This window comes from Bradyrhizobium sp. IAR9 (genome assembly GCF_013408065.1).
Taxonomy (GTDB): Bacteria; Pseudomonadota; Alphaproteobacteria; order Rhizobiales; family Xanthobacteraceae; genus Bradyrhizobium.
The window spans coordinates 369,462-391,675 of the sequence record NZ_JACBZW010000002.1; the positions used below are offsets into that span (position 1 = coordinate 369,462).

23 protein-coding genes and 1 riboswitch are annotated in these 22,214 nt (G+C 66.0%); of the genes, 9 read left to right on the top strand and 14 right to left on the bottom strand.

Annotated elements, in window-relative coordinates; genetic code table 11:
* Positions 1 to 119: 119 nt before the first annotated feature.
* Positions 120 to 782 (bottom strand): methionine biosynthesis protein MetW, encoded by a 663-nt coding sequence (metW, locus tag GGD67_RS07320; RefSeq protein ID WP_018316242.1) that lies wholly within the window; start codon positions 780 to 782, stop codon positions 120 to 122.
* Positions 783 to 784: 2 nt separating this feature from the next.
* Positions 785 to 1,990, bottom strand: a complete 1,206-nt coding sequence (locus tag GGD67_RS07325; RefSeq protein WP_026201634.1) for a homoserine O-acetyltransferase — start codon at positions 1,988 to 1,990, stop codon at positions 785 to 787.
* A gap of 91 nt (positions 1,991 to 2,081) precedes the next feature.
* Positions 2,082 to 2,161, bottom strand: a riboswitch (SAM riboswitch).
* A gap of 156 nt (positions 2,162 to 2,317) precedes the next feature.
* Between GGD67_RS07325 and GGD67_RS07330 the strand changes: the two genes are divergently transcribed.
* Genes GGD67_RS07330 through GGD67_RS07340 form a run of 3 tightly spaced genes read left to right on the top strand, consistent with a single transcriptional unit; the run spans position 2,318 to position 5,232 of the window.
* The gene (locus tag GGD67_RS07330) at positions 2,318 to 3,166 is read left to right on the top strand and encodes a chorismate mutase (protein ID WP_179731861.1); all 849 of its coding nucleotides are present in this window, start codon (positions 2,318 to 2,320) and stop codon (positions 3,164 to 3,166) included.
* A gap of 36 nt (positions 3,167 to 3,202) precedes the next feature.
* Positions 3,203 to 4,300 (top strand): histidinol-phosphate transaminase, encoded by a 1,098-nt coding sequence (gene hisC / locus GGD67_RS07335; RefSeq protein WP_179731863.1) that lies wholly within the window; start codon positions 3,203 to 3,205, stop codon positions 4,298 to 4,300.
* The gene (locus tag GGD67_RS07340) at positions 4,297 to 5,232 is read left to right on the top strand and encodes a prephenate/arogenate dehydrogenase family protein (RefSeq protein ID WP_179731865.1); all 936 of its coding nucleotides are present in this window, start codon (positions 4,297 to 4,299) and stop codon (positions 5,230 to 5,232) included. The genes hisC and GGD67_RS07340 overlap by 4 nt, the downstream gene beginning before the upstream one ends.
* Positions 5,233 to 5,337: 105 nt before the next feature.
* Here GGD67_RS07340 and GGD67_RS07345 read toward each other — a convergent pair whose 3' ends face one another.
* Positions 5,338 to 6,522, bottom strand: coding sequence for a DUF2125 domain-containing protein (locus GGD67_RS07345; protein WP_179731867.1), 1,185 nt, complete (start codon positions 6,520 to 6,522; stop codon positions 5,338 to 5,340).
* Between the two features lie 110 nt (positions 6,523 to 6,632).
* Between GGD67_RS07345 and GGD67_RS07350 the strand changes: the two genes are divergently transcribed.
* Positions 6,633 to 7,241 (top strand): gamma-glutamylcyclotransferase, encoded by a 609-nt coding sequence (locus GGD67_RS07350; protein WP_026201635.1) that lies wholly within the window; start codon positions 6,633 to 6,635, stop codon positions 7,239 to 7,241.
* Between the two features lie 97 nt (positions 7,242 to 7,338).
* On the opposite strand, the gene GGD67_RS07355 is transcribed toward GGD67_RS07350, so the two are convergent.
* The 4 genes from GGD67_RS07355 to ftsE all read right to left on the bottom strand — a co-directional run bounded on the left by GGD67_RS07355 (position 7,339) and on the right by ftsE (position 10,563).
* Entirely contained in the window at positions 7,339 to 8,112 is a 774-nt protein-coding gene (locus tag GGD67_RS07355; RefSeq protein WP_179731868.1) for a 1-acyl-sn-glycerol-3-phosphate acyltransferase, read from the bottom strand.
* Between the two features lie 23 nt (positions 8,113 to 8,135).
* A complete protein-coding gene (locus GGD67_RS07360; protein ID WP_018316251.1) occupies positions 8,136 to 8,840 on the bottom strand; it encodes a YdcF family protein in 705 nt (234 codons plus the stop codon).
* Between the two features lie 102 nt (positions 8,841 to 8,942).
* Positions 8,943 to 9,911 (bottom strand): ABC transporter permease, encoded by a 969-nt coding sequence (locus GGD67_RS07365; protein ID WP_018316252.1) that lies wholly within the window; start codon positions 9,909 to 9,911, stop codon positions 8,943 to 8,945.
* Positions 9,904 to 10,563 carry a cell division ATP-binding protein FtsE gene (ftsE, locus tag GGD67_RS07370; protein ID WP_020508614.1) on the bottom strand — a complete coding sequence of 220 codons (660 nt, stop codon included), beginning with the start codon at positions 10,561 to 10,563 and terminating at the stop codon, positions 9,904 to 9,906. The genes GGD67_RS07365 and ftsE overlap by 8 nt, the downstream gene beginning before the upstream one ends.
* A 161-nt stretch (positions 10,564 to 10,724) precedes the next feature.
* On the opposite strand from ftsE, the gene GGD67_RS07375 reads away from it, so the two are divergent.
* Positions 10,725 to 11,606 carry an MJ0042-type zinc finger domain-containing protein gene (locus GGD67_RS07375; protein WP_179731870.1) on the top strand — a complete coding sequence of 294 codons (882 nt, stop codon included), beginning with the start codon at positions 10,725 to 10,727 and terminating at the stop codon, positions 11,604 to 11,606.
* A gap of 41 nt (positions 11,607 to 11,647) precedes the next feature.
* On the top strand, positions 11,648 to 12,022 hold the full coding sequence (locus GGD67_RS07380) for a response regulator (protein ID WP_179731872.1): 375 nt from the start codon (positions 11,648 to 11,650) through the stop codon (positions 12,020 to 12,022).
* 194 nt (positions 12,023 to 12,216) lie between these two features.
* Here GGD67_RS07380 and GGD67_RS07385 read toward each other — a convergent pair whose 3' ends face one another.
* Both GGD67_RS07385 and GGD67_RS07390 read right to left on the bottom strand, forming a co-directional pair.
* The gene (locus GGD67_RS07385) at positions 12,217 to 13,362 is read right to left on the bottom strand and encodes a DUF4175 family protein (protein ID WP_092255681.1); all 1,146 of its coding nucleotides are present in this window, start codon (positions 13,360 to 13,362) and stop codon (positions 12,217 to 12,219) included.
* Positions 13,350 to 15,299, bottom strand: a complete 1,950-nt coding sequence (locus tag GGD67_RS07390; RefSeq protein WP_179731873.1) for a TIGR02302 family protein — start codon at positions 15,297 to 15,299, stop codon at positions 13,350 to 13,352. The genes GGD67_RS07385 and GGD67_RS07390 overlap by 13 nt, the downstream gene beginning before the upstream one ends.
* Before the next feature lie 165 nt (positions 15,300 to 15,464).
* On the opposite strand from GGD67_RS07390, the gene GGD67_RS07395 reads away from it, so the two are divergent.
* Both GGD67_RS07395 and GGD67_RS07400 read left to right on the top strand, forming a co-directional pair.
* Complete coding sequence (locus tag GGD67_RS07395) at positions 15,465 to 15,848, top strand: carboxymuconolactone decarboxylase family protein (protein ID WP_018316258.1); 384 nt, start codon at positions 15,465 to 15,467, stop codon at positions 15,846 to 15,848.
* Between the two features lie 233 nt (positions 15,849 to 16,081).
* The gene (locus tag GGD67_RS07400; protein WP_179731875.1) at positions 16,082 to 16,972 is read left to right on the top strand and encodes an NAD(P)-dependent oxidoreductase; all 891 of its coding nucleotides are present in this window, start codon (positions 16,082 to 16,084) and stop codon (positions 16,970 to 16,972) included.
* Between the two features lie 103 nt (positions 16,973 to 17,075).
* Here the strand turns inward: GGD67_RS07400 and lysA are convergent, their stop codons facing one another.
* The 3 genes from lysA to argH form a co-directional block, all read right to left on the bottom strand.
* The gene (lysA, locus tag GGD67_RS07405) at positions 17,076 to 18,341 is read right to left on the bottom strand and encodes a diaminopimelate decarboxylase (RefSeq protein ID WP_179731877.1); all 1,266 of its coding nucleotides are present in this window, start codon (positions 18,339 to 18,341) and stop codon (positions 17,076 to 17,078) included.
* A gap of 23 nt (positions 18,342 to 18,364) precedes the next feature.
* Positions 18,365 to 18,658 carry an LPS translocon maturation chaperone LptM gene (gene lptM, locus GGD67_RS07410; RefSeq protein ID WP_026201636.1) on the bottom strand — a complete coding sequence of 98 codons (294 nt, stop codon included), beginning with the start codon at positions 18,656 to 18,658 and terminating at the stop codon, positions 18,365 to 18,367.
* Between the two features lie 95 nt (positions 18,659 to 18,753).
* Positions 18,754 to 20,151, bottom strand: a complete 1,398-nt coding sequence (gene argH, locus GGD67_RS07415; RefSeq protein WP_179731879.1) for an argininosuccinate lyase — start codon at positions 20,149 to 20,151, stop codon at positions 18,754 to 18,756.
* A gap of 101 nt (positions 20,152 to 20,252) precedes the next feature.
* On the opposite strand from argH, the gene tlpA reads away from it, so the two are divergent.
* Positions 20,253 to 20,918, top strand: coding sequence for a thiol:disulfide interchange protein TlpA (tlpA, locus tag GGD67_RS07420; RefSeq protein WP_018316263.1), 666 nt, complete (start codon positions 20,253 to 20,255; stop codon positions 20,916 to 20,918).
* Between the two features lie 5 nt (positions 20,919 to 20,923).
* Here the strand turns inward: tlpA and GGD67_RS07425 are convergent, their stop codons facing one another.
* Together GGD67_RS07425 and GGD67_RS07430 are read right to left on the bottom strand one after the other, a co-directional pair.
* Complete coding sequence (locus GGD67_RS07425) at positions 20,924 to 21,118, bottom strand: hypothetical protein (protein WP_179731881.1); 195 nt, start codon at positions 21,116 to 21,118, stop codon at positions 20,924 to 20,926.
* Between the two features lie 178 nt (positions 21,119 to 21,296).
* Positions 21,297 to 22,178: a 3-hydroxybutyryl-CoA dehydrogenase gene (locus GGD67_RS07430; RefSeq protein ID WP_026201637.1), complete on the bottom strand. Its 882-nt coding sequence runs from the start codon at positions 22,176 to 22,178 to the stop codon at positions 21,297 to 21,299.
* Positions 22,179 to 22,214: the final 36 nt, after the last annotated feature.

The following is a 22,214-nucleotide window of genomic DNA, read 5'->3' on the forward strand; positions in this document are numbered from 1 at the left end:
CGAGAGATGAGCACGCCGAAACACTCGGCCGCTCATCCTTCGAGGCTCCCGGCGCGATGCTTCGCATCGCGCTACTCGCGCCTCAGGATGACGGGTCAGGCCGCAGCAGGCGAGAAAAACTACTTCCCCCCGCCGCGGCTGAGCAAGAACACCGCCTGCTCGCCGAACATGTTCCACACCCACCAGGGCAGATTCAGCGGCACCGGGCGGCCGTAGAGATCGAGCGCGACCGAGCGCTCCATCTTGACGTTGATCTCGTCGCAGAGCTGCACGAAATCCTTGATGGTGCAGAAATGGATGTTGGCGGTGTCATACCATGTCGCCGGCAAATTCTCGGTGCGCGGCATGTGGCCGCCGACCAGGAGCTGCAGCCGCATCTTCCAGAAACCGAAATTCGGGAAGGAGACGATGGCGCGGCGGCCGATGCGCAGCAGATTCTCCAGCACCACGCGCGGCTGCCGCGTTGCCTGCAGCGTCTGCGACAGGATCACGTAGTCGAAGGCGTCATCCGGATAATTGACGAGATCGGTGTCGGCGTCGCCCTGCACCACCGCAAGGCCCTTGGCGACGCAGCGATTGACGCCCTCGCGCGACAGCTCGATGCCGCGGCCGTCGATGCCGCGCGTCTCCAGCAGCTGGAGCAGATCGCCCTCGCCGCAGCCGACGTCGAGCACCTTCGAGCCGGGCTTCACCATCTCGGCGACCAGCAGATGATCGGCGCGATATTGACCGGACGAGGTGGTCGTCACGCCGTTCAGCGGCAGCGCTTCCTGTACAGACATCGCTAGCCGTCCTTCTTGCCGGTGAGCCCGCGCGCCTTGCCGGCGGATTGCAGGAAGGCGCGGGAGATGTCGAAGAATTCGGGCACGTCGAGCAGGAAGGCGTCATGGCCGCGATCGGTCTCGATCTCGGCGAACGACACCCGCGCGCTCGAGGCATTCAGCGCGTGCACCAGCGCGCGCGATTCCGAGGTCGGAAACAGCCAGTCGCTGGTGAAGGAGACCACGCAGAAGCGGGTCTTGATGTCGACGAACGCCTTGGCGAGCACGCCGCCTTGGTCGGCGGCGATGTCGAAATAGTCCATCGCGCGCGTCAGATAGAGGTACGAGTTGGCATCGAAGCGCTCGACGAAGGACGAGCCCTGGTAGCGCAGATAGCTCTCGACCTGGAAGTCGGCGTCGAACGAGAATGTCGGCAGCTCGCGGTCCTGCATGCGCCGGCCGAATTTTCGATGCAGCGCCGCATCCGAGAGATAGGTGATGTGCGCCGCCATCCGCGCCACCGCGAGCCCGCGATGCGGATGGATGCCGTGATCGGCATAGCCGCCGCCGTGCCAGTCGGGATCGGCCATCACGGCCTGGCGGCCGAGCTCGTGGAAGGCGATGTTCTGTGCCGAGTGCCGCGTCGCGCAGGCAATCGCCAGCGCGGAGAACACGCGGCCCGGATAGGCGGCGGTCCATTGCAGCACCTGCATGCCGCCCATCGAGCCGCCGACCACCGCAAACAGCGTGTCGACGCCGAGCCGGTCGACCAGCATCGCCTGCGCGCGCACCATGTCGGGGATGGTGATGACCGGGAAATCCAGGCCCCAGACCTTGCCGGTGGCAGGATTGATCGAGGCCGGCCCGGTCGAGCCCATGCAGCCGCCGATCACGTTGGAGCAGATGATGAAGTAGTGCTTGGGATCGATGGGCCGGCCGGGGCCGACCAGCGTCTCCCACCAGCCGGGCTTGCCGGTGACGGGATGCACATTGGCGACATGTTGATCGCCGGTCAGCGCATGGCAGATCAGCACCGCGTTGGAGCGATCGGCGTTGAGCTCGCCATAGGTCTGGTAGGCGATCTGGAACGGGGTGAGATCGACGCCGCAATCGAGCCGCAGCGGCTGCTCGGCGCCGAAATGCGCGATCTGCGAGCTTGGATGATCCACCTCGTGCGACCGTTCGTCGGCGCTGATCGCAGGACTCGGTATCGACTTGACGCCACCCATCTGACCATCGACCTCGTTTGCGATCAAACGCGTGATCGCCACTTGCATCAGGCCATGAAAAACCCGGCCTGAACGATAGGTTCGGCCGGGATCGGAAGCGTCCCCGGCCTGTTTAGCGAGTTTTTTAACGTGGCTGCAAGCCGGCCGGCTCAAATGACCACGGAACGGGCAAAAACTACCGTCTTGGGTGGTTTTCGTCAAGTCGCGGCCGGGATCGGCCCAATTCGTTTCTCTCGCGTCGTCCGAAAAGGACGTGATTTCTCTTTGCTTTCGCCGTCCCGACTGCCTAATCAGAACATCCCCCATCGAAACCATCGACAGCCAGACATGTCCCAACGTCCGCCCGCGCCACCATCGCTCCAGGAACTGCGCAAGGAGATCGACGCGATCGACGAGGGCATGCATCGCTTGCTGATGCAGCGCGGCGACATCATCGACCGCCTGATCCAGGTGAAGCAGACCCAGGAGGTCGGCTCGGCGTTCCGCCCAGCGCGCGAGGCCGCCATGATGCGTGACCTCGTGCAGCGTCATCGCGGCATCCTGCCGCTCGACACGGTCGAGAGCATCTGGCGCGTCATCATCTCCACGTTCACTTACGTGCAGGCGCCGTTCTCGGTGCATGCCGACATCTCGGCGAGCGAGCCGGCGATGCGCGATTCCGCGCGCTTCCATTTTGGCTTCACCGTGCCTTACATCGCGCATTTCAGCGCACAGGCCGCGGTCGAGGCGGTGGCGAAATCCAAGGGCGATCTGGCGCTGGTCTCGGCGACGTCGAGCCGCACGCCATGGTGGCTCTTGCTCGAAACGGAAGGCGCGCCGAAGATCATCGCGCGGATGCCCTTCGTCGAGCGCGCCGACCATCCGGCGGCGCTGCCGGTGTTCGCGATCTCGCGGGTCGCCGACAGCGCCCTGCTGACGGAGGTCGAGACCTTCAGCGTCCGCGTCTCCGGCTGGAACGCCGAGGTCGCGCGGGCCCTGTCGCCGCTCGCCGAGATCGTGGCGGTACCCGACACCGCCTTCGACGGCGCAGCGCTGCTGGTCTCGGTCACGAATGCGACCAGCATCGACAAAATCAGGGCTGCCCTGATCGAGGCGGGGGCCTCGGTGCGCTCCACGGCCCTCGTCGGCAGCCACGCAACGCGCTATACGGTGCCCCCGACCGGGGCGAAATCGTAAACCACGCGCCGCGCCCCGCCATTTTCGGAGTTCAAGATGTCCCGCCCCGTGCCGAATCCCGGCATTCTCGATATTGCGCCCTACACGCCCGGCAAGAGCCCGGTCGCGGAGCCGGGCCGCAAGGTGTTCAAGCTGTCGGCCAACGAGACGCCGTTTGGGCCCTCGCCCAAGGCGATCGAAGCCTTCAAGCACGTGGCGGATCATTTGGAAGACTATCCGGAAGGAACCTCGCGCGTGTTGCGCGAGGCGATCGGCCGCTCCTTCGGGCTCGACCCCAACCGCATCATCTGCGGCGCCGGCTCGGACGAGATCCTCAATCTGCTGGCGCACACCTATCTCAGCCACGGCGACGAGGCGATCTCCACCACGCACGGCTTCCTGGTCTATCCGATCGCGACCATGGCGGTCGGTGCCAAGAACGTCGTCGCGCAGGAGACCAACCTGACCTGCGACGTCGACGCCATCCTCAAGGCAGTGACGCCGAAGACCAAGCTGGTCTGGCTCGCCAATCCCAACAATCCGACCGGCACCTATGTGCCGTTCGACGAGGTCAAGCGCCTGCGCGCCGGCCTGCCGTCGCACGTGCTGCTGGTGCTCGATGCCGCCTATTGCGACTACGTCTCGCGCAACGATTACGAGATGGGGATCGAGCTGGTCGCCACCACCGAGAATACGGTGGTGACGCACACCTTCTCCAAGATCCACGGCCTCGCCGCGCTGCGCATCGGCTGGATGTTCGGCCCCGAGCACATCATCGACGCGGTCAACCGCATCCGCGGCCCGTTCAACGTGTCGACGCCGGCGATGTATGCCGCGGTCGCCGCGATCGAGGACACCGCGCACCAGGCGATGTCGAAGCAATTCACCGAGACATGGCGCAACTGGCTGACCGAGGAGATCGGCAAGCTCGGACTGAAGGTGACGCCGAGCGTCGCCAATTTCGTGCTGATCCACTTCCCGACCGACAAGGGCAAGACCGCTGACGATGCCGACGCCTTCCTGACCAAGCGCGGCCTGGTGCTGCGCGCACTGAAGAATTACGGCCTGCCGCATTCGCTGCGCATGACCATCGGCACCGAGGAGGCCAACCGCCTCGTGGTCGACGGCTTGCGCGACTTCATGGCCGGCAAATGAGCGAGCAAGCGCACTTCCAGCGCGTCGCGCTGATCGGTTTCGGCCTGATCGGCGGCTCGATCGCGCGCGCTGCGAAGCTCCAGGGCCTGGCGGGCGAGATCGTCACCACCGCGCGCTCGGAGAAGACCCGCGCGCGGGTGCTCGAACTCGGCATCGTCGACCAGGTCGTGGCGACCAATGCGGACGCGGTGAAGGATGCCGATCTCGTCATCCTCTGCATTCCCGTCGGCGCCTGCGGCGAGGTCGCGCAGGAGATCGCCGCGCATCTGAAGCCCGGCGCAATCATCTCTGACGTCGGCTCGGTCAAGGGCGCCATCGTCAGGGACATGGCGCCGCATCTGCCGAAGACCGTTCATTTCGTGCCGGCGCATCCCGTCGCGGGCACCGAGCATTCGGGGCCGGATTCGGGTTTCGCCGAGCTCTTCATCAATCGCTGGTGCATCCTCACCCCGCCGGAAGGCGTCGATGCGGCCGCGACCGATCGCCTGCGCGCGTTCTGGGCGGCGATGGGCGCCAAGGTCGAGGTCATGACGCCGGATCATCACGATCTCGTGCTCGCGATCACCAGCCATCTGCCGCATCTGATTGCCTACACCATCGTCGGCACCGCCGACGAGCTGGCGCAGGTGACGGAGTCCGAGGTGATCAAGTTCTCCGCCGGCGGTTTCCGCGATTTCACCCGCATCGCGGCGTCCGATCCGACGATGTGGCGCGACGTCTTCCTCGCCAACAAGGAGGCGGTGCTGGAAATGCTCGGCACCTTCACCGAGGATCTCGCAAAGCTCACCCGCGCGATCCGCCGCGGCGACGGCGAGGCGCTGTTCGACCATTTCACCCGCACCCGCGCCATCCGCCGCGGCATCGTCGAGATCGGCCAGGATTCGGCGGCCGCGGATTTCGGCCGCCAGCACGGGGCGCTGAAGAAGCCGTGAGTTCGTAGCCCGGATGGAGCGCAAGCGTAATCCGGGATTCTTGATCGCGGCTGGCACCGTCCCGGATTGCGCTTCGCTCCATCCGGGCTACGGCAGCTACGCCACCTAATACAGCGGCGGGATCTGGCCGACCTTGACCGGGCCGAGCAGCACGGCGCCGTCGACGAATTTCAGCGGGAAGCTTCTCGCCTTCTTGCCTTCCAGCATGCTCTCGGTGCCGATCGAGTTGATGCCGGCGGCAACGCCGGCATTGGCGTTCTGCTTGATCACCTTGCCGAGGCCGGGAACGGCGCGATCGAGCGCGCCGAACAGATTGTTGAGGTCCTGCGACTTCACCCCGGGCGCAACGCGGTCGAGCGTGGCCTGCGGCACACCCTCCTCCAGCATCTTCTCGATGCCCAGCGCGGGGATCACGCGCTCGAGCCCCGTCACCGTCATCTGCAATTCGCCGTCGAGCCGGCCGTTGGCCGAGAGGGCGAGCGTGCCGGCCGCAACCGCGATCATCTCGCCCTGCTGAATCCGCGACTGCACGATCTCGATGTGGCCGCCGGCGGCCTGGATCTCGCGGAAGCGCTGCGGCCAGGGCTTTGGCGTCAGGTCGGACAGGCCCGTGATCTTGGCGCGCGTGTCCGCCTCGAACGGCTCGGCAAGCAGGGGATGAACGCCCTGGATGCTGCCCTGCGCGACATGGAGCACGGTCTCGATCACGGGATGATCGGCCGGCGAGCCATCCGCGAGGCGTCCGTGCAGCTCGACCTGCTTGGCGCGCGCGAGCGGCACCTGCATGCTGCCGTCGAGACGATTGATGTTGGGATCGTCGAACACGATGGAGGCGCGGTCCGGCACGGCCGGCAGGCCGACCGCGCTGCTGCGGCCCTTGCTCCAGTTCACCACGAAGGTGTTCTGCGTGACGCCGTCGGTCAGCGTCGCGGGCGCTGAGAATTCGGCGATGACGAGCTTGGGATCGTACACCTGGGCAACGACCAGGATGTTGTCGAGCTTGGCAGTGAACGGCGTCTTGCTGGCATTCTGCGAGACCAGGGCGACGCTGGCGCCGGAGCACTGGACCTCGAAGCGGAACGGGAAGCCGGCGATCGAGCGCTTGGCGCAATCATAGATGCGGCCCGACTTGGCCTCCTGCGCCCGCCACGCGTCGGCGGCCACTTCGGCCTGCGAGGCCGCGTAGAACCAGAAGCAGCTCCAGGCGACGGCGAGGATCAGGACGAGGACGGGGGCAATGAAAAGGCCCCAACGGGAACGGCGGCCTGCGGCAACGGTCATATTGGACATGCGGCGACCCTTTGGCCCCAGATTTTGGCAAATGTAAGCGAGGCCAGCCCCCGACGAAAGGCGGAGAATTCGCTTCGCTTGAGGGCGCGGTTCTGGTAGCCGTGCCCGAAATGTCCGAAATCACCCTCCCCTCCGTCACCACAGCCACGGGCGACCTCTGGGTGTTCGGCTATGGCTCGCTGATGTGGCGTCCTGGCTTCGACTTCGAGGAGCGCGTCCCGGCGCGGCTGGTCGGCGAGCACCGCGCGCTCTGCGTCTATTCCTTCGTCCATCGCGGCACACCGGAGAAGCCGGGCCTGGTGCTCGGGCTCGACCGCGGCGGCGCCTGCCGCGGCATCGCCTTTCGCGTCGCTGAAAAGAACCGCACCGACGTGGTCGCGTATTTGCGGGCGCGCGAGCAGGTCACCTCGGTCTATCGCGAGGTCATGCGCTCGGTGTGGCTGGAGAACGATGCGCGCCAGCGCGTCTCCGCGCTCGCCTATGTCGTCGACCGCGGCCATGTGCAATATGCCGGCCGCCTCTCGCTCGCCGAGCAGCACCGCCATGTCGTCCAGGGCCACGGCCAGTCCGGCGCCAATCGCGACTATGTCACCGCGACGGTGAAGGCGATCGAGGCCGAAGGTTTTCGCGATACGCAATTGCATCAGCTCGCGACCATGCTGCATGGGGAGGCGCATTCCCTGCACCCGCCGGCTCGCGACGATCGAGAGAGCCGCTAGAGCATGATCCGGAAAAGTGCGCAGCGGTTTTCCGGAAAGATCATGCTCAAACAATAAACTAAAGCGCGATGACGATTCATCCTAGTCTCATCGCGCTTTAGCTCTCCGACGGGGCGCAACTCGGCGAGGCGCCAATCAGTTGCTCCTGCTCCTTGCGGCCGGCCTCGACGAGGCGGCCGGTTGCCTCTTCGATCGCCGTCTGCACACGGGAGAGAAACTCATCCTTCGGCAGGCCCGATGGCAACGGATCGAGGAATTCCACCACGAGCGTGCCGGGATAGCGCATGAAGGTGCGGCGGGGCCAGAACAGGCCGGAGTTGAGCGCGATCGGCAGACACGGCACGCCGCAGGACGAATAGATCTGCGCGAAGCCGGTCTTGTAGTCGGGCGGCGCGCCCGGCGCGCGGCGCGTGCCTTCCGGAAAGATGACGAGCTGCCGGCCCGAGCGCACCGCCTCGCGCGCCCGCCGCGTCATGTCCAAGAGCGCCTTCACGCCGGCCTTGCGGTCGATCGCGATCATCCCGGTCTTGACCAGGAACTGGCCGAACACCGGGATCTGCATGAGCTGACGCTTGAGGATGAAGATCGGACGATTGAAGAAGCCGGGCAGCACGAAGGTCTCCCAGAACGACTGGTGCTTTGCCACGATCACAAGCGGCCCCTGCGGGATGTTCTCGACACCGCGGAATTCGACCTTGATGTTGCAGACCACGCGCATCAGGACCAGCGTCGCCTTGGCCCACCATTGCGCGACCGTCAGCATGGCGCGCGGCGGCAATGCGAAGGTCGGCAGCGCCACGATCGCGAGGCAGACCAGCACGGCGTAGAACAGCACGTTGAACACGAGCGAGCGCAGGAAAATCAGGAACATCGACGATCCGATTAATTTGCCGATCAATTGGCCTGTGCGGTGGCAGGCCGCTTTGGCTGCTGACCTGCAGGCTGCTCCGACATCTCGGGCGAAAGGTCAATCCCGAAATCCTCCAGCCGCACCCTGAGCTCGGCCGCGACGTACTTGACATATTCCGACAGCAGCAGCCGCAAGGTGGACGCCGAGGTCCACCACGGCTCCTCGCGCCATTTGTCGCCGACCACCGCGAACGGGATCAGCGTCGTCTGCGGCATCGCATGCGAGAATTCCACCAGCGCGCGCGGCATGTGATAGTTCGAGGTGACCACGATCAGCGACTTGAACCGGCGGCCGTCGGCCCAGCGCCGCGCCTCCGCCGCATTGCCGCGGGTCGAGAGCGCGGTGCGGTCGAGATCGACACAACAGGTCATGAAGGACTGGTTCTCCGGCAAGGTCCGGGAGATGTCGCTCGCCGTCGACGTCGGGTGCACGCCGGAGATCAGGAGCCGCCTGCCGTAGCCGGCAGCGAGCAGCTCCATCGCGTCCGACACCCGCGAGGAGCCGCCGGTCAGGACCACGATGCCGTCTGCCTTGCGGCTTGGGGCGATCTCGGCGCCGCGCAATTGCGACAGGAACGCGATGAAGCCCGCCGCCGCGCCGACGAAGGCGAGCGCAATCGTCGACACCACGGCCGCGCGCAGCCAGCCGCGCGGCAGGTTCGGCGATCGATCGTCGGTCGGCGAGGTCATATGATGTCGATGATCCCTTCCCTGAGGTGATTTTAAAAGGTTTTGAGGCGAAGTGGAGTCCGGTTTCTTCGCCCTCTCCTGCGGGAGAACGGAAGAAAGAACTCAATCAACATCGTTCAACGTCGCAAACAGGGTCTGGCGTGAGGCCACCGCGGTGATGGCGCCGATCAGCACGGCCTGGGCCGCGAGCACGATGTAGCCGGACGGCCGCAGCGAGAAGGTGCCGAGCAGCGCCGCGAACTGGTCGCCGACGGGGGTACCGGAAAACCAGCCGGCGATCGACTCGGAGAAGCCGAACACCAGCATGGCGGCGCCGCCGCCGATCACGCCGCCCTCGAGGCCCAGCCTCAGGAAATGACGCAGGAAGTGATTGGCGATGTAGCGGTCGCCGGCGCCGACGAAATGCAGCACCTCGACGATCGGACGGTTCGCCGCCATGGCGCCACGGGTCGCGAACGAGACCGAGATGATGGTGGCGATGATGACCAGCGCGAGGATGCCGAGGCCGGCGAGCACGGTGGCGTTGGTCATCGAGCGCATCCGCTCGATCCAGGCGCGGTGATCGTCGACGCTGGCACTTGGCGCGACCTGGGTCACGCGCGCGCGCAAGGCGCCGAGATCGAGCAGCGTGCCAGGTTGCACACGCGCGATGATCATGCGCGGCACCGGCAGGTCGTCCATCGACAGCCCGGTGCCGAGCCAGGGCTCGAGCAGCTTGCCACTCTCCTCCCGGGTGAACGGCTTGACCTCGACGACGCCGGCTTGCGCGCGCATCGCCTCCGTCACAGCCGCGGTGTCGCGTTCGAGATCGCGGCCGGCCTGCGGGCGAACCTGGATGGTGATCTCGCTGGCGACGTCCGACTGCCATTCCGCGGCGGAGGCGCTCACCAATAGCACCGTGCCCGTGGTCATCGACGCCAGGAAGGTCATGATGGCAACGACGGCGACCAGCGCGCGGCCCTGGATCGAGGCGCGCGGCACGATCGGCGACATGTTGCGCGCGTTGGCCGGAAGCTGCGGACGCTCCTGTCCGAGGTCGACCAACACGCCGCGCTCGTCGGTCCTACTCATAGACGTGCAACCGTCCCTGGTGCAGCACCAGCCGCCGGGCCTCGTACTGGTCCATCAGGCCGATGTCGTGGGTCGCGATGATGACGGCGGTACCCGATTTGTTGAGCTCGATGAAGAGCCGCAGCAGGCGACGTCCCAGCGTCGGGTCGACGCTGCCGGTCGGCTCGTCCGCGAGCAGCAGTTGCGGCCGCGAGATCACGGCGCGCGCGATCGCCGCGCGCTGCTTCTCGCCGCCCGACAGGATCGGCGGCAGCGCGTCCATGCGGTCGCCGAGCCCGACCCAGCGCAGCAGGTCGATCACCTCCTTGCGATAGCTCGACTCGCTGCGGCCCATGACGCGGAACGGCAGCGCCACGTTCTCGTAGGTCGTCATGTGATCGAGCAGGCGGAAATCCTGCAGCACGATGCCGATGCGCTTGCGCAAATCGGCGATCTCGTCCTTGCCGAGACGCGAGATGTCGTGGCCGAACAGATTGACGAGTCCCCGCGTCGGACGGTGCGACAGGAACAACAGGCGCAGCAGCGAGGTCTTGCCGGCACCCGAGGGGCCGGTGAGGAACTGGAACGAATGCGCCGGGATCTGGAAGCTGAGGTCGCGCAGGATCTCCGGCCCCAGACCGTAACGCAATCCGACATTTTCGAACCGAACCAAGCTCAGCTCCGTTCGAGAGGGGACGCGGGTCGCACTGCTGCGCTCCGCCATACGCGACCAACGGGTTTTGCCGCCGTTATGGTTTCCGGTTCGTTAACGGTCGCCTGGTAGCATCCAGGGTGCCCGGTTCGGCGCGACTGGGTCATCGTCGAGGCCCGTCCATGCATATCGTCTGCCCCCATTGTATGACATCCTACGCCATCAAGCTCGCGAGCCTTGGGGCGAACGGACGGGCGGTCCGCTGTTCCCGCTGCAAGGAGACCTGGATCGCCCACGCCGAGGATGCCATCGAGGAGGCATCCGTCCCGGCCATGGCCGCGGCCAGCCAGGCCGACGACCAGACCGACCTTGCCGAGCAGTGGAACTCCTATGCCAAGGACGACAGCGCCACTGACGCACCTGTCGTCGACAGTCCCTCGATCGCCAGCGACTGGCCCGATGAAGAGGCCCCCAAGGAAACCGAGGACGAGTGGTCCGCGGCGGCCCGGGAAGCCGAGGAGGAGGTCGTCGGCGCGCAGCACCAGTCCTGGTTCCGCGGTCTGTTCGGCCGCCGCGGCGCGCGGGTGAGCCGTCCGGTCGCCACCACGTCGCCCAAAAAATCCCATTTCGGCCTGCCGACCGCCTGCGCCGCCTTGGGCGCGCTGGTGCTGGCGCTGGTGATCTGGCGCGGCGACATGGTGCGGCTGCTGCCGCAGACCGCCGCCTTCTACAAGATGGTCGGGCTCGAGGTGAACCTGCGGGGCCTCGCCTTCAAGGACGTGAAGCTGTCCAGCGAGACCGTGGACGGTAAGCAGGTGCTGGTGATCGAGGGCGTGATCGTCGGCGAGGGCAAGAAGCCGCTCGACATTCCGCGGCTGCGCTTTGCCGTGCGCGACGGGCAAGGCGCGGAGATCTACGCCTGGAATACGGTGCTGGAGCAGACCGTGCTGCGGCCCGGCGAGCGCGCCTTCTTCCGCTCCCGCCTGGCCTCGCCGCCGCCGGAAGGCCGCAATATCGACGTTCGCTTCTTCAACCGGCGCGACATTGCCGGCGGCAGCGTATAATCGTGCCGCCCGGTACCGAGGTTGGTCCGAAAGTTGATCCCATGCCGAAGATCTTGATCGCCGACGACGAAGATTCGATGCGCACGCTGGTGGCGCGCGCCATCGCCATGGACGGGCACGAAACGGTCACCGCGCAGGACGGCGCCGAGGCGCTGGAGATCCTGACCCGCGACGACGGCGCCTTCGACCTGCTGCTCACCGACATCCAGATGCCCGTGATGGACGGCATCGCGCTGGCGCTCTCCGCCGCGCGCGATTTTCCCGACCTGACCATCTTGCTGATGACCGGCTTTGCCGACCAGCGCGAGCGCGCCTCGAACCTCAATGCGCTGGTGCACGACGTTGTGACAAAGCCGTTCTCGGTCGCCGACATCCGTACCGCCGTGGCGGATGCGCTGGCGGCGAAGAAAACCTGACACCTCAACACAGTCACAGCTGATCCGTCATCCTGAGGCGCGAGCCGTGCGGCGCGCAACGCGCTGCATGGGGAGCCTCGAAGGATGTACGGCCCCGATGTAGCCGATCCAGCCGGGCCGTCGCCCTTCGAGGCTCGCCGAAGAGGCGAGCACCTCAGGGTGACGGTGATAGATAGGGCACGTACTGGGCCGCCTCAAAAATCCTTCAGCAGCCGCTCGATGTAGTCTAGCTCGATCTGCGGACGCGAGCTGTCGCCGAGGCGGCGGCGGAGCTCTTCGAGGATGCGGCGGACGCGCTGGGCGTCGATCTCGCCCGGGATCTTGACGGTGTAGTCGTCGCTGAGATCGCGGCCATGAAGCGGGCGCCCGAGCGGATCGGTCTGGTTGCCGCCGCTCTGCTGACGGCCGGCCCGATTGCCGGGACCATCGCCCTGCCCGTCGCCATCGCCCTGCTGCATCGCCTCGGCCATCTTCTGCGCGCCCTTGCGCATCGCGTCGAGAGCCTTGCCCTGCGAATCCACGGCACCGTCCGCATTGCCTTCACCGAGCTTCGAGCCGGCATCACCCATGGCACCGTCGGCGGCATCGAGGCTGCCGTCGTCATCACCCTGATCGCCGTCCTGATCGCCGCTCTGGCCCGGATCGCCCTGCTGGCCTTTCTGACCCTGCTGCCCTTTTTGACCCTTTTGTCCCTTCTGTGCGAGGCCGCGCTTGGCGAGCTCGTCCTGCAGCTTCTTCAGGCGATCGCGCAGCGACTGCTGATCCTGCTGCAGGTCCGACATCGACTGGTCGCCCTGCTGCTTGCCGCGCGAACGGTCACGCCGGGAATCCTGGCCCTGCTTGAAAGTCTTGTCGCGCAACTGCTGCTGCTTGCGGATCATGTCGCTGAGCTCGTTCAGCGCCTGCTCCATGTCGCTCTCGCCGGATTGCCCGGGCTGCGCCATCTGGAGATTTTCCATGATCTGCGCGAGCTGCTCGAGCATGCGCTGGGCCGCCTCTTTATTGCCCTCGCGCGCCGCCTTCTCGATCTGCCGCAGGAGGTCGTCCAGATCGCGCTGCGTGATGACGGAACGATCGCGATTGGAAGACTGGCTTCTTTCCGTGGCGCGCTTGTATTCCTCGAGCTTCTGAATGGCGTCGGACTGGTTGCTCAGGCTCTTCCCGGATTCCTTCTGCCTGAGGCTGTCGCCGGATTCCTGCATCGCCTTTTCCGCGCTGTCGAGCAGCGCATCGGGATCCTGATCCAGCTGTGCGGCGGCCGGCGAGACGCCGCCCAACAGCAAGGCGAGGCAGGCGATCGACATCACCTTCAAGACTGGCACGGGTGCTAGCTTCCGCATTTCCGGTCCCGCGTAAACTGGTTGGTCCTGTCGTCCCCCGCCTTGTTGGCACGGTTGTTCGCCGACTTGCGATAGGCCTGAAGCTGCTCGCGCAAGACGTCCTGCTGCTGCGCCAGCTCGGCGAGCTGCTCGGGCGTCGCGTGCTGGGTCTTTTGTCGCAGCTCGACGGCCTTGTCGAGGATGAGCTGGACCTCCGCCGGGAACGGCTGCCGGGCGCCGAGCGGATTCTGCTCGGCGCGGCGGGCGAGATCGCGCACCTTGCCGGCCATGGCCTCGCGCAGCTTCTGCGTCAGCACCCTGAGCTCGTCCTCGCTGGCGCCGCGGTCCAGCGCCGCCTTGAGCGCGTCCTGCGCCGAGCGCAGCGCGGCGTTGACGCTGCCGGCGACGCCGTCGTCCTCTATGGTCGTCGCGAAGGCCCACATGCTCGCCACCACGTTGCGCAGCGCATCGTCGGTGCGGGCAGCCTCGAGCTGGCTCGCGAGGCTGCGGAGGCCGAGATAGCAGCCAGCATCCGGCGTGAACAATTCGGGTGCGATCATCAGCGCGTCGAGCGCGGTGTAGACGTCCGAATTCCTGTTGGCGTCGAGCGCGAGGATACGGCGCTGCTCGATCAGCGCGCGTGCGAGCGAGTTGGTGAACAGACGCTCGGGCAGGCGCATGTTGAAGGGTTCGCTCCTGGCCTCGTTGCCGGCCTCGTCCTTGGCGGTGAGCGTCAGCGTGACGTCGGCGCCGGCATAGGGGTCCTCGCTGAGATCCTTCACGGTCTGGCCGACGCCGTTGCGGGTGCGCGCGTTCGGCAGCACGAGCGGGAATTGCGGCGGCTGGAACAGCGGCCGCGCCGCGGCCTTGCCGTCGGAATCCTTGCTGCCATCCTTGCTACCATCCCTGGCGCCGGCGGGGCGCAGGGCAATGTGGGCATCCGCGCCGGTCACGCCATAATCGTCCTCGATCTTGTAGGAGAGCTGGAGCCCGCCGCGCGCCTGGCGCTCGGGATCCTTGGCGAGCGCGATCGTCGGTGCACGGTCCGGCGTTGCCGCAAACGCCCATTGCGGCTGGCCGGAGGGCGCGCGGACATGCGCGGTGCCATCTGCCGTGATGGTGAAACGCTTCTCGTTGGTGCCCTTGGGCGCGGCTTCCGCGGGAGCAACCTCCTTGAGGCCGCCGGAGACAACGACATCCAGGCTGCCGCCGGAGGAGCGTACGATCAGGGTCGAGCCGGCGGGAACGGCAAGCGGGCCGGCGGCCGGCAGCGCCGCGGCCTCCTTGTTGGCGGCCGACAGGATGACCGGCGGCTTGCCGGTATAGAGCGGCGGAGTGACCCAGGCATCGACGCGAACATTGGCCGGCGCCAGCACGCCGTTCCAGTCGAAGGCGGCCCCGAGCCGCATCGCGCGCTCGTCGCCGGCGGCGAAGAAGGTCGCGACCAGCATCACCATCACCAGCGCGCGCAGCGCCCAGGGATCATGCAGCGCGAGCCGCGGATGCGGCAGCCCGGCGCGGATGCGCTTGAGCGAGGCCAGCGTACGCTCGCGCTGCGCCTGCCACAGCGCCTGTGCGACCGGGTCCTGCGAGGACAGCGTGTCCGTCAGCGTCGTGGCCGGGCGGTGACGGATGCCGGAGCCACGATCGAGCCGGCTGAGCGCCTCCTCGCGGCTCGGCCAGCGGAAGCGAATCAAGGGAAACAGGACGGCAATTGCGGTGCCGGCGAAAACAACGAGACCGATGGCACGGGCAACGAACGGCAGCGCCAGCCAGAGGCCGGCCCAGGACACCACCAGGAACAGGCCGACGACGGTCAGCAGCCGCGCCAAATTCGGCCAGGCACGCTCCCACGCGATGGCATAAATGGCCCGATCGAGGGCCTGCGCCAGCTTCAGCCGCGACAGAGCATCGCCGTTGCGGATCGGGTCTGACGGGTCGGGGGTGACGCCGTTCAATCAACTCTCCAGGTTGCCCGGTAGAGAAGCCTATCACAACGGCAGCACTGAGGCATCCGTTCCGGTACGGGAGACACCCCTTTTCCCGCATAACACGAGGACGTGACTGGCCCGCTGCAACCCCGTAATTTCCGCGCCGCCCCGAGGGAGACGAGAGGAAACGCCATGGACAAGAAGATGCACGACAAGGGCCTGGAAGTCCGCAAAGCGGTGCTGGGCGAGGCCTATGTCAACAACGCGCTGAAGAATGTCGACGACTTCAACCGCCCGTTCCAGGAGATGCTGAACGAATATTGCTGGGGCACGGTGTGGGGCCGCGAGGAGCTGCCGCGCAAGACCCGCAGCATGCTCAACATCGCCATGATCGCGATCCTCAACCGCCAGCACGAGTTTCGCGCGCATCTGAAGGGCGCGCTGACCAATGGCGTCAGCCGCGAGGAGATCCGCGAGATCCTGATGCAGGTCGCGATCTATGGCGGCATGCCCGCGGCAGTCGACAGTTTCCGCATCGCGCGCGAGGTGTTTGCGGAGATCGATGGCAAGGCGTGAGATGTCGTCAAAATCTCCGCTGTCGTCCCGGGGCGCGCGTAGCGCGAACCCGGGACCCATAATCACAGGCAGCTGTGGTTAGCGGGACTCGGAGTGACCGCTTCCGCGCAACGACTCCTCCCTGGGGTTATGGGCCCCGGGCTCATCGCTTCGCGATGCCCCGGGACGACGAGCGGAGAATGATCGCCGCTTCACGTTCAACCACCAACGAATAACAACCACAAGGAAACACCATGGACATCGGATTCATCGGGCTCGGAAACATGGGTTTCCCGATGGCGCGGCGGCTGATCGAGGCGGGACACAGGCTCGTCGTGTTCGACACGCGCAAGGAGGTCACGGACAAGCTCACGGCACGTGGCGCGACGGCGGCAACATCCCCGAAGGACGTCGCCGATCAGGTCGAGACCGTGATGGCGAGCCTGCCATCGCTGCAAGCTTCGCTCGAGGTTGCAACGGGAGCGAACGGCGTGATCGAGGGCCGCCGCGCAAAACGCTTCATCGACCTCTCTACCGTCGGCTCGGCGATGGCCGTGAAGATTCACGACCTGCTCGCCAAGCGCAACATCGTCCAGATCGACTGCCCCGTCTCCGGCGGCGTCGGCGGCGCCGAGAAGGGCACGTTGGCGGTAATGGTCTCCGGTCCGAGAGCGGAATTCGAGCTGCTCAAGCCCGCCCTCGACGTGATCGGAAAAGTGTTCTTCATCGGCGAGAAGCCCGGCGCGGCGCAGACCATGAAGCTCGCCAACAATTTCCTGTCGGCCACCGCGATCGTAGCTACGTCGGAAGCCGTGGTGATGGGCGTGAAGGCCGGGCTCGATCCCGCCGTCATGATCGACGTCATCAACGCCGGCTCCGGCATGAACACCGCGAGCCGCGACAAATTTCCGCGCGCCGTGCTACCGCGCAGTTTCGATTTCGGTTTCGCCACGGGATTGATGGTGAAGGACGTCCGGCTGGCGCTGGAGGAGATGAAGCAGCTCGGCCTGTCGATGGAGGTCGCGGACGCGGTCGGGCGGTTGTGGGAGACCGTGATCAGCGCGGAAGGCGCCGAGTCCGATTTCACCGCGGCGATCAAGCCGATCGAGAAAAGGGCGGGGGTGGTGGTGGGCGAAAAAAAATAACGCCAAACCCGTAGCCCGGATGGAGCGCAGCGTAATCCGGGGTTGTTACGGCTCGGCGAGAACCCGGTTTTCGCTGCGCTCCATCCGAGCTACGATCACTGTCTCACAGCCACGGTGCCGGCGTGTCCATCGCGATCAGCTGCTCGACCTCGATGCGCGGGCGGACCACGGCGTACTGATCGTCCTTCACCAGCACCTCCGGCACAAGCGGGCGCGTGTTGTAGGTGCCGGCCTGCACCGCGCCATAGGCACCCGCGGTCATGATGGCGATGAGATCGCCGGGCGCGGGCGTCGGCAGCGTGCGGTCGAGCGCGAGATAGTCGCCGGTCTCGCAGACCGGGCCGACGACGTCGGCCGTGATGGTGGCGGCGCCCTTGGTGGGCTGCTTCACCGGCAGGATGTCGTGATGCGCCTCGTACAGCGTCGGGCGAATCAGGTCGTTCATGGCTGCGTCGATGATGACGAAATTCTTGCCGTCGCCGTGCTTCACATAGATCACCTTGGCGACCAGGATGCCGGCATTGCCGACGATCATGCGGCCCGGCTCGAACATCAGCGTGCAGCCGAGATTGTGGCTGACGCGCTTGACCATGGCGGCATAGGCCGCCGGCGCCGGCGGCGCCTCGCGGTCCATGTAATAGGGAATGCCGAGGCCGCCGCCGAAATCGACGTGGGAGATGTTGTGGCCGTCGGCGCGCAGCGTCTGCACGAATTCGGAGAGGATGCGGAAGGCGGTCTCCATGCCGGAGAGGTCGGTGATCTGGCTGCCGATATGCACGTCGGTGCCTGTCACCTCGATGCCCGGGAGTTTCGCGGCGCGGGCATAGACCTCTCGCGCATGCACGATCGGGATGCCGAATTTGTTCTCGGACTTGCCGGTCGAGATCTTGGCGTGGGTGCCGGCGTCGACATCGGGATTGACGCGCAGCGAGACGCGCGCGGTCTTGCCCGTCTCGGTCGCCAGGCGCGACAGCAGCTCGAGCTCGGGCTCGGATTCGACGTTGAGACAGAGGATGTCGGCGGCGAGCGCGGCGCGCAGCTCCTGTTCGGTCTTGCCGACACCGGAGAACAGGATCTTGCTTGGCGGAATTCCGGCGGCCAGCGCGCGCTTCAATTCACCACCGGAGACCACGTCCGCGCCGGCGCCCAGCTTGGCGAGCGTGCGCAGCACCGACTGGTTCGAGTTCGCCTTCATGGCGTAGCAGACCAGCACCTTCTCGCCGGCGAAGGCCTCGGTGAAGACGCGATAGTGCCGCTCCAGCGTCGCGGTCGAATAGCAATAGAACGGCGTGCCGACGGTTGCGGCCAGCTCGGACAGGTTCACCGCCTCGGCGTGCAGCACGCCGTTGCGATAGTCGAAATGGTTCATGACGCAGGCTCGGTTGTCCCGGCTTATTTCTTGCCGGGAGGTTCGTCCAACAGCGGGTCGAGAATAAACGGTTTCTTCCTACCCTTGGCCGCCGCGGGTGCGGCATCCGCACCAGAGGTTGGGTCGAAAAGGCTCGGCGTCTTCTGGGCTGCGGTCTCGGTGTCGGTCGGAGCTGCGACGTTGCCCGTTGGCGCGTTGGAGGCGGTCGGCGGCAAATCCAGCGGACCCTTGCGGCCGCAGCCGGCAAGCGCGAGCGCCGTCAGGCTCAAGACAATGATGGCCCACCCCGAGCCGGCCGGGCGAAACTTTGACGTCACGACGAAATTCCCCACTACGCGGGGCGCACCATACAGAGATTGGCGCGCTCTGGCGAGAGCCGGATGACCATGAAACATAAGCGAAATTTTGCTCCTCAGCCCAATTTTCGCTCTTTTTCCAGCCGCTTCGCCCAGGCCTTGGCCTGCGACGCCACGTTCTTCGGCGCGGTGCCGCCGAAGCTGGTGCGGCTCTTCACCGATGATTCGACCGAGAGCACGCCGAGCACGTCCTTGGTGATCTTGGGCTCGATCGCCTGCATCTCCTTGAGCGGCAGCTCGTGCAGGGCGACGCCACCCTCGGCGGCCTTGGCGACGATGCGGCCGGTGACGTGATGGGCCTCGCGGAACGGCATTTTCAGCGTCCGCACCAGCCAGTCGGCAAGATCGGTCGCGGTGGCATAGCCCTCGCCTGCGGCGGCCTTCATCTTGGCTTCGTCAGGCACGAGGTCGCGGACCATGCCGGTCATGGCGCGGATCGCCAGCGACAGCGCGGCAAAGCCCTCCATGGCGCCCTGCTTGTCCTCCTGCATGTCCTTTTGATAGGCGAGCGGCAGGCCCTTCATCACGATCAACAGGCCGTTGAGCGCGCCAATGACGCGGCCGGTCTTGGCGCGCACCAGTTCGGCGGCATCCGGATTGCGCTTCTGCGGCATGATCGAGGAGCCGGTCGTGAACTTGTCGCTGAGCCGGATCATGCCGACCAGCGGCGAGGTCCAGATCACGATCTCCTCGGCAAAGCGCGACATGTGCACGGCGCAGATGGAGGCCGCCGACAATGCCTCCAGCACGAAGTCGCGGTCGGAGACGGCATCGAGCGAGTTCGCCATCGGACGGTCGAAGAGAAGCGCCTTCGCGGTGGCGTGACGGTCGATCGGGAACGAGGTGCCGGCCAGCGCGGCGGCGCCGAGCGGGGATTCATTCAGCCGCTTGCGCGCATCCTGGAAGCGGCCGCGATCGCGCGCGGCCATCTCGACATAGGCGAGCAGATGATGGCCGAAGGTCACGGGCTGCGCGGTCTGCAGATGGGTAAAGCCGGGCATCACGGTGGCGGCATGCTCCAGCGCGCGATTGACCAGCGCGGCCTGGAACGCGGCGAGCGCCGCGTCGGTCTCGTCGATGATGTCACGGACGTAGAGACGGAAATCGGTCGCGACCTGGTCGTTGCGCGAGCGCGCGGTGTGCAGGCGGCCGGCGGCGGGGCCGATCAGCTCGGATAAGCGGCTCTCGACATTCATGTGAATGTCCTCGAGCGCGCGCTTGAACTCGAAGCCGCCCTTGCCGATCTCTGACAAAATCGTGTCTAGACCCTTGCCGATATTTTTCGCATCAGAACCCGTGATGATGCCCTTCGCGGCAAGCATCGCAGCGTGGGCCTTGGACGCGGCAATGTCCTGGGCGAAGAGGTGACGATCGACGTCGATGGAGACGTTGATCTCTTCCATGATCTCGTCGGGACGTTCCGAGAACCGGCCGCCCCACATCTTGTTGCTCATGATCCCCTGCTCACGCCTTGATTTGCCGCACGTTTGCTGGCCGCCGCCAGCCGTATTAAGAGGCCCCTGATAGCCATATCTGCGACCGGATGACAAACGATATGCTCGACAAGACGCCCTCCGCCACGCGCCGGGTCCCCCTCGTCATCGCCACCGTGGCGGTCGTAGGGCTGGCCGGCTTCGCCGCGCTGTACGGACTGGGCCTGAGCCGGGCCCCATCAGGCGATCCGGCCTGCCGGGCGGCAGTGGCTACGGCGCAAAAGATCGCCCCGCTGGCCCATGGCGAGGTGGCGGCGCTGACCATGGCGAGCGCGCCGCTGAAGCTGCCCGACCTCGCCTTCGAGGATGCCGACGGCAAGCCGAAAAAGCTGTCCGATTTCCGCGGCAAGACGCTGCTGGTGAACCTCTGGGCCACCTGGTGCGTGCCATGCCGGAAGGAAATGCCGGCGCTGGACGAGCTCCAAGGCAAGCTGTCGGGCCCGAATTTCGAGGTGGTGGCGATCAATATCGACACCCGCGACCCCGAGAAGCCGAAGACCTTCCTGAAAGAGGCCAATCTGGCCCGGCTCAGCTATTTCAGCGATCAGAAAGCCAAGGTTTTTCAGGATCTTAAGGCCATAGGCCGGGCGCTGGGCATGCCCACCTCGGTGCTGGTCGATCCGCAAGGCTGCGAGATTGCGACGATCGCGGGGCCGGCGGAATGGGCGAGCGAGGACGCGCTCAAGTTGATCCGGGCGGCGACGGGCAAGGCCGCCGCAGCGCTCTAGGATTTTCAGGCGGTGATGTTGAGGTTGCCGCCGACGCCGGCACCGACATTGGCCAGCGAGGGCTGACCCGCACCGAGCAGCGTCAGGACGGTGGATTTCTCCATATCCGCGTTCTGCTTGGCCAGCGTCGCCGCAATATTCGACTGCAGCGCGCCTTGCTGAGCGGCCAGCATGGTGCTGACCATTGCCATCATGTCCATTACGCGAACCCTCTTACCGGCTGCAGCCTAGGCGCGAGGGGTTAACGCGACATGAATCGACACACGATAGGTGCCGTAGGGTGGGCAAAGGCGCACTTGCGCCGTGGCCACCACCTCACCATGGTCGCGAAAAATGCGTGGGCACGCTTCGCTTTGCCCACCCTACGGCACCGCCGCCTTAGCGCGTCGGAACCGGCTTGGCGCCGCGGTAGTCGTAGAAGCCGCGCTGGGTCTTGCGACCGAGCCAGCCGGCCTCGACGTATTTCACCAGCAGCGGGCACGGGCGGTACTTGGAATCGGCCAGCCCCTCATGCAGCACCTGCATGATCGAGAGGCAGGTATCGAGGCCGATGAAATCGGCGAGCTCCAGCGGGCCCATCGGATGGTGGGCGCCAAGCTTCATGGCCGCGTCGATCGCCTCGACATTGCCGACGCCTTCATACAGCGTGTAGATCGCCTCGTTGATCATCGGCAGCAGGATGCGGTTGACGATGAAGGCCGGGAAATCCTCGGACACCGCGACCTGCTTGCCGAGCTTGGCGACGAATTCCTTGGACGCCTCGAAGGTCTGGTCGTCGGTGGCGATGCCGCGGATCAGCTCCACCAGCTCCATCAGCGGCACCGGATTCATGAAGTGAATGCCGATGAAGCGCTCGGGCCGGTCGGTGGCGGCGGCAAGCCGGGTGATCGAGATCGAGGACGTATCGGAGGCGACGATCGCCTCGGGCTTCAACACGGCGCAGAGCTCGTGGAAGATCTTGCGCTTGACCTCTTCCTTCTCGACCGCGGTCTCGATCACGAGGTCGCAATCGGCGAGGTCGTCCAGCTTCTCGGCGGACGTGATGCGCGCCATAGCCTTGGCCTTGTCGTCCTCGGAGACGGCCTTCTTGGAGACCTGGCGCGCCAGGTTACCGTTGATGGTGGCCATGCCCGACTTGAGGCGATCAACCGAAACGTCGTTGAGCACCACGTCGAAACCGGCCAGCGCCGCAACATGCGCGATGCCATTGCCCATCTGACCCGCGCCGATCACGCCGACCTTCTTGATCACTGCCGCCATCTTGTCATCCACCGGAACGGCGCGCGACGAGCGCGC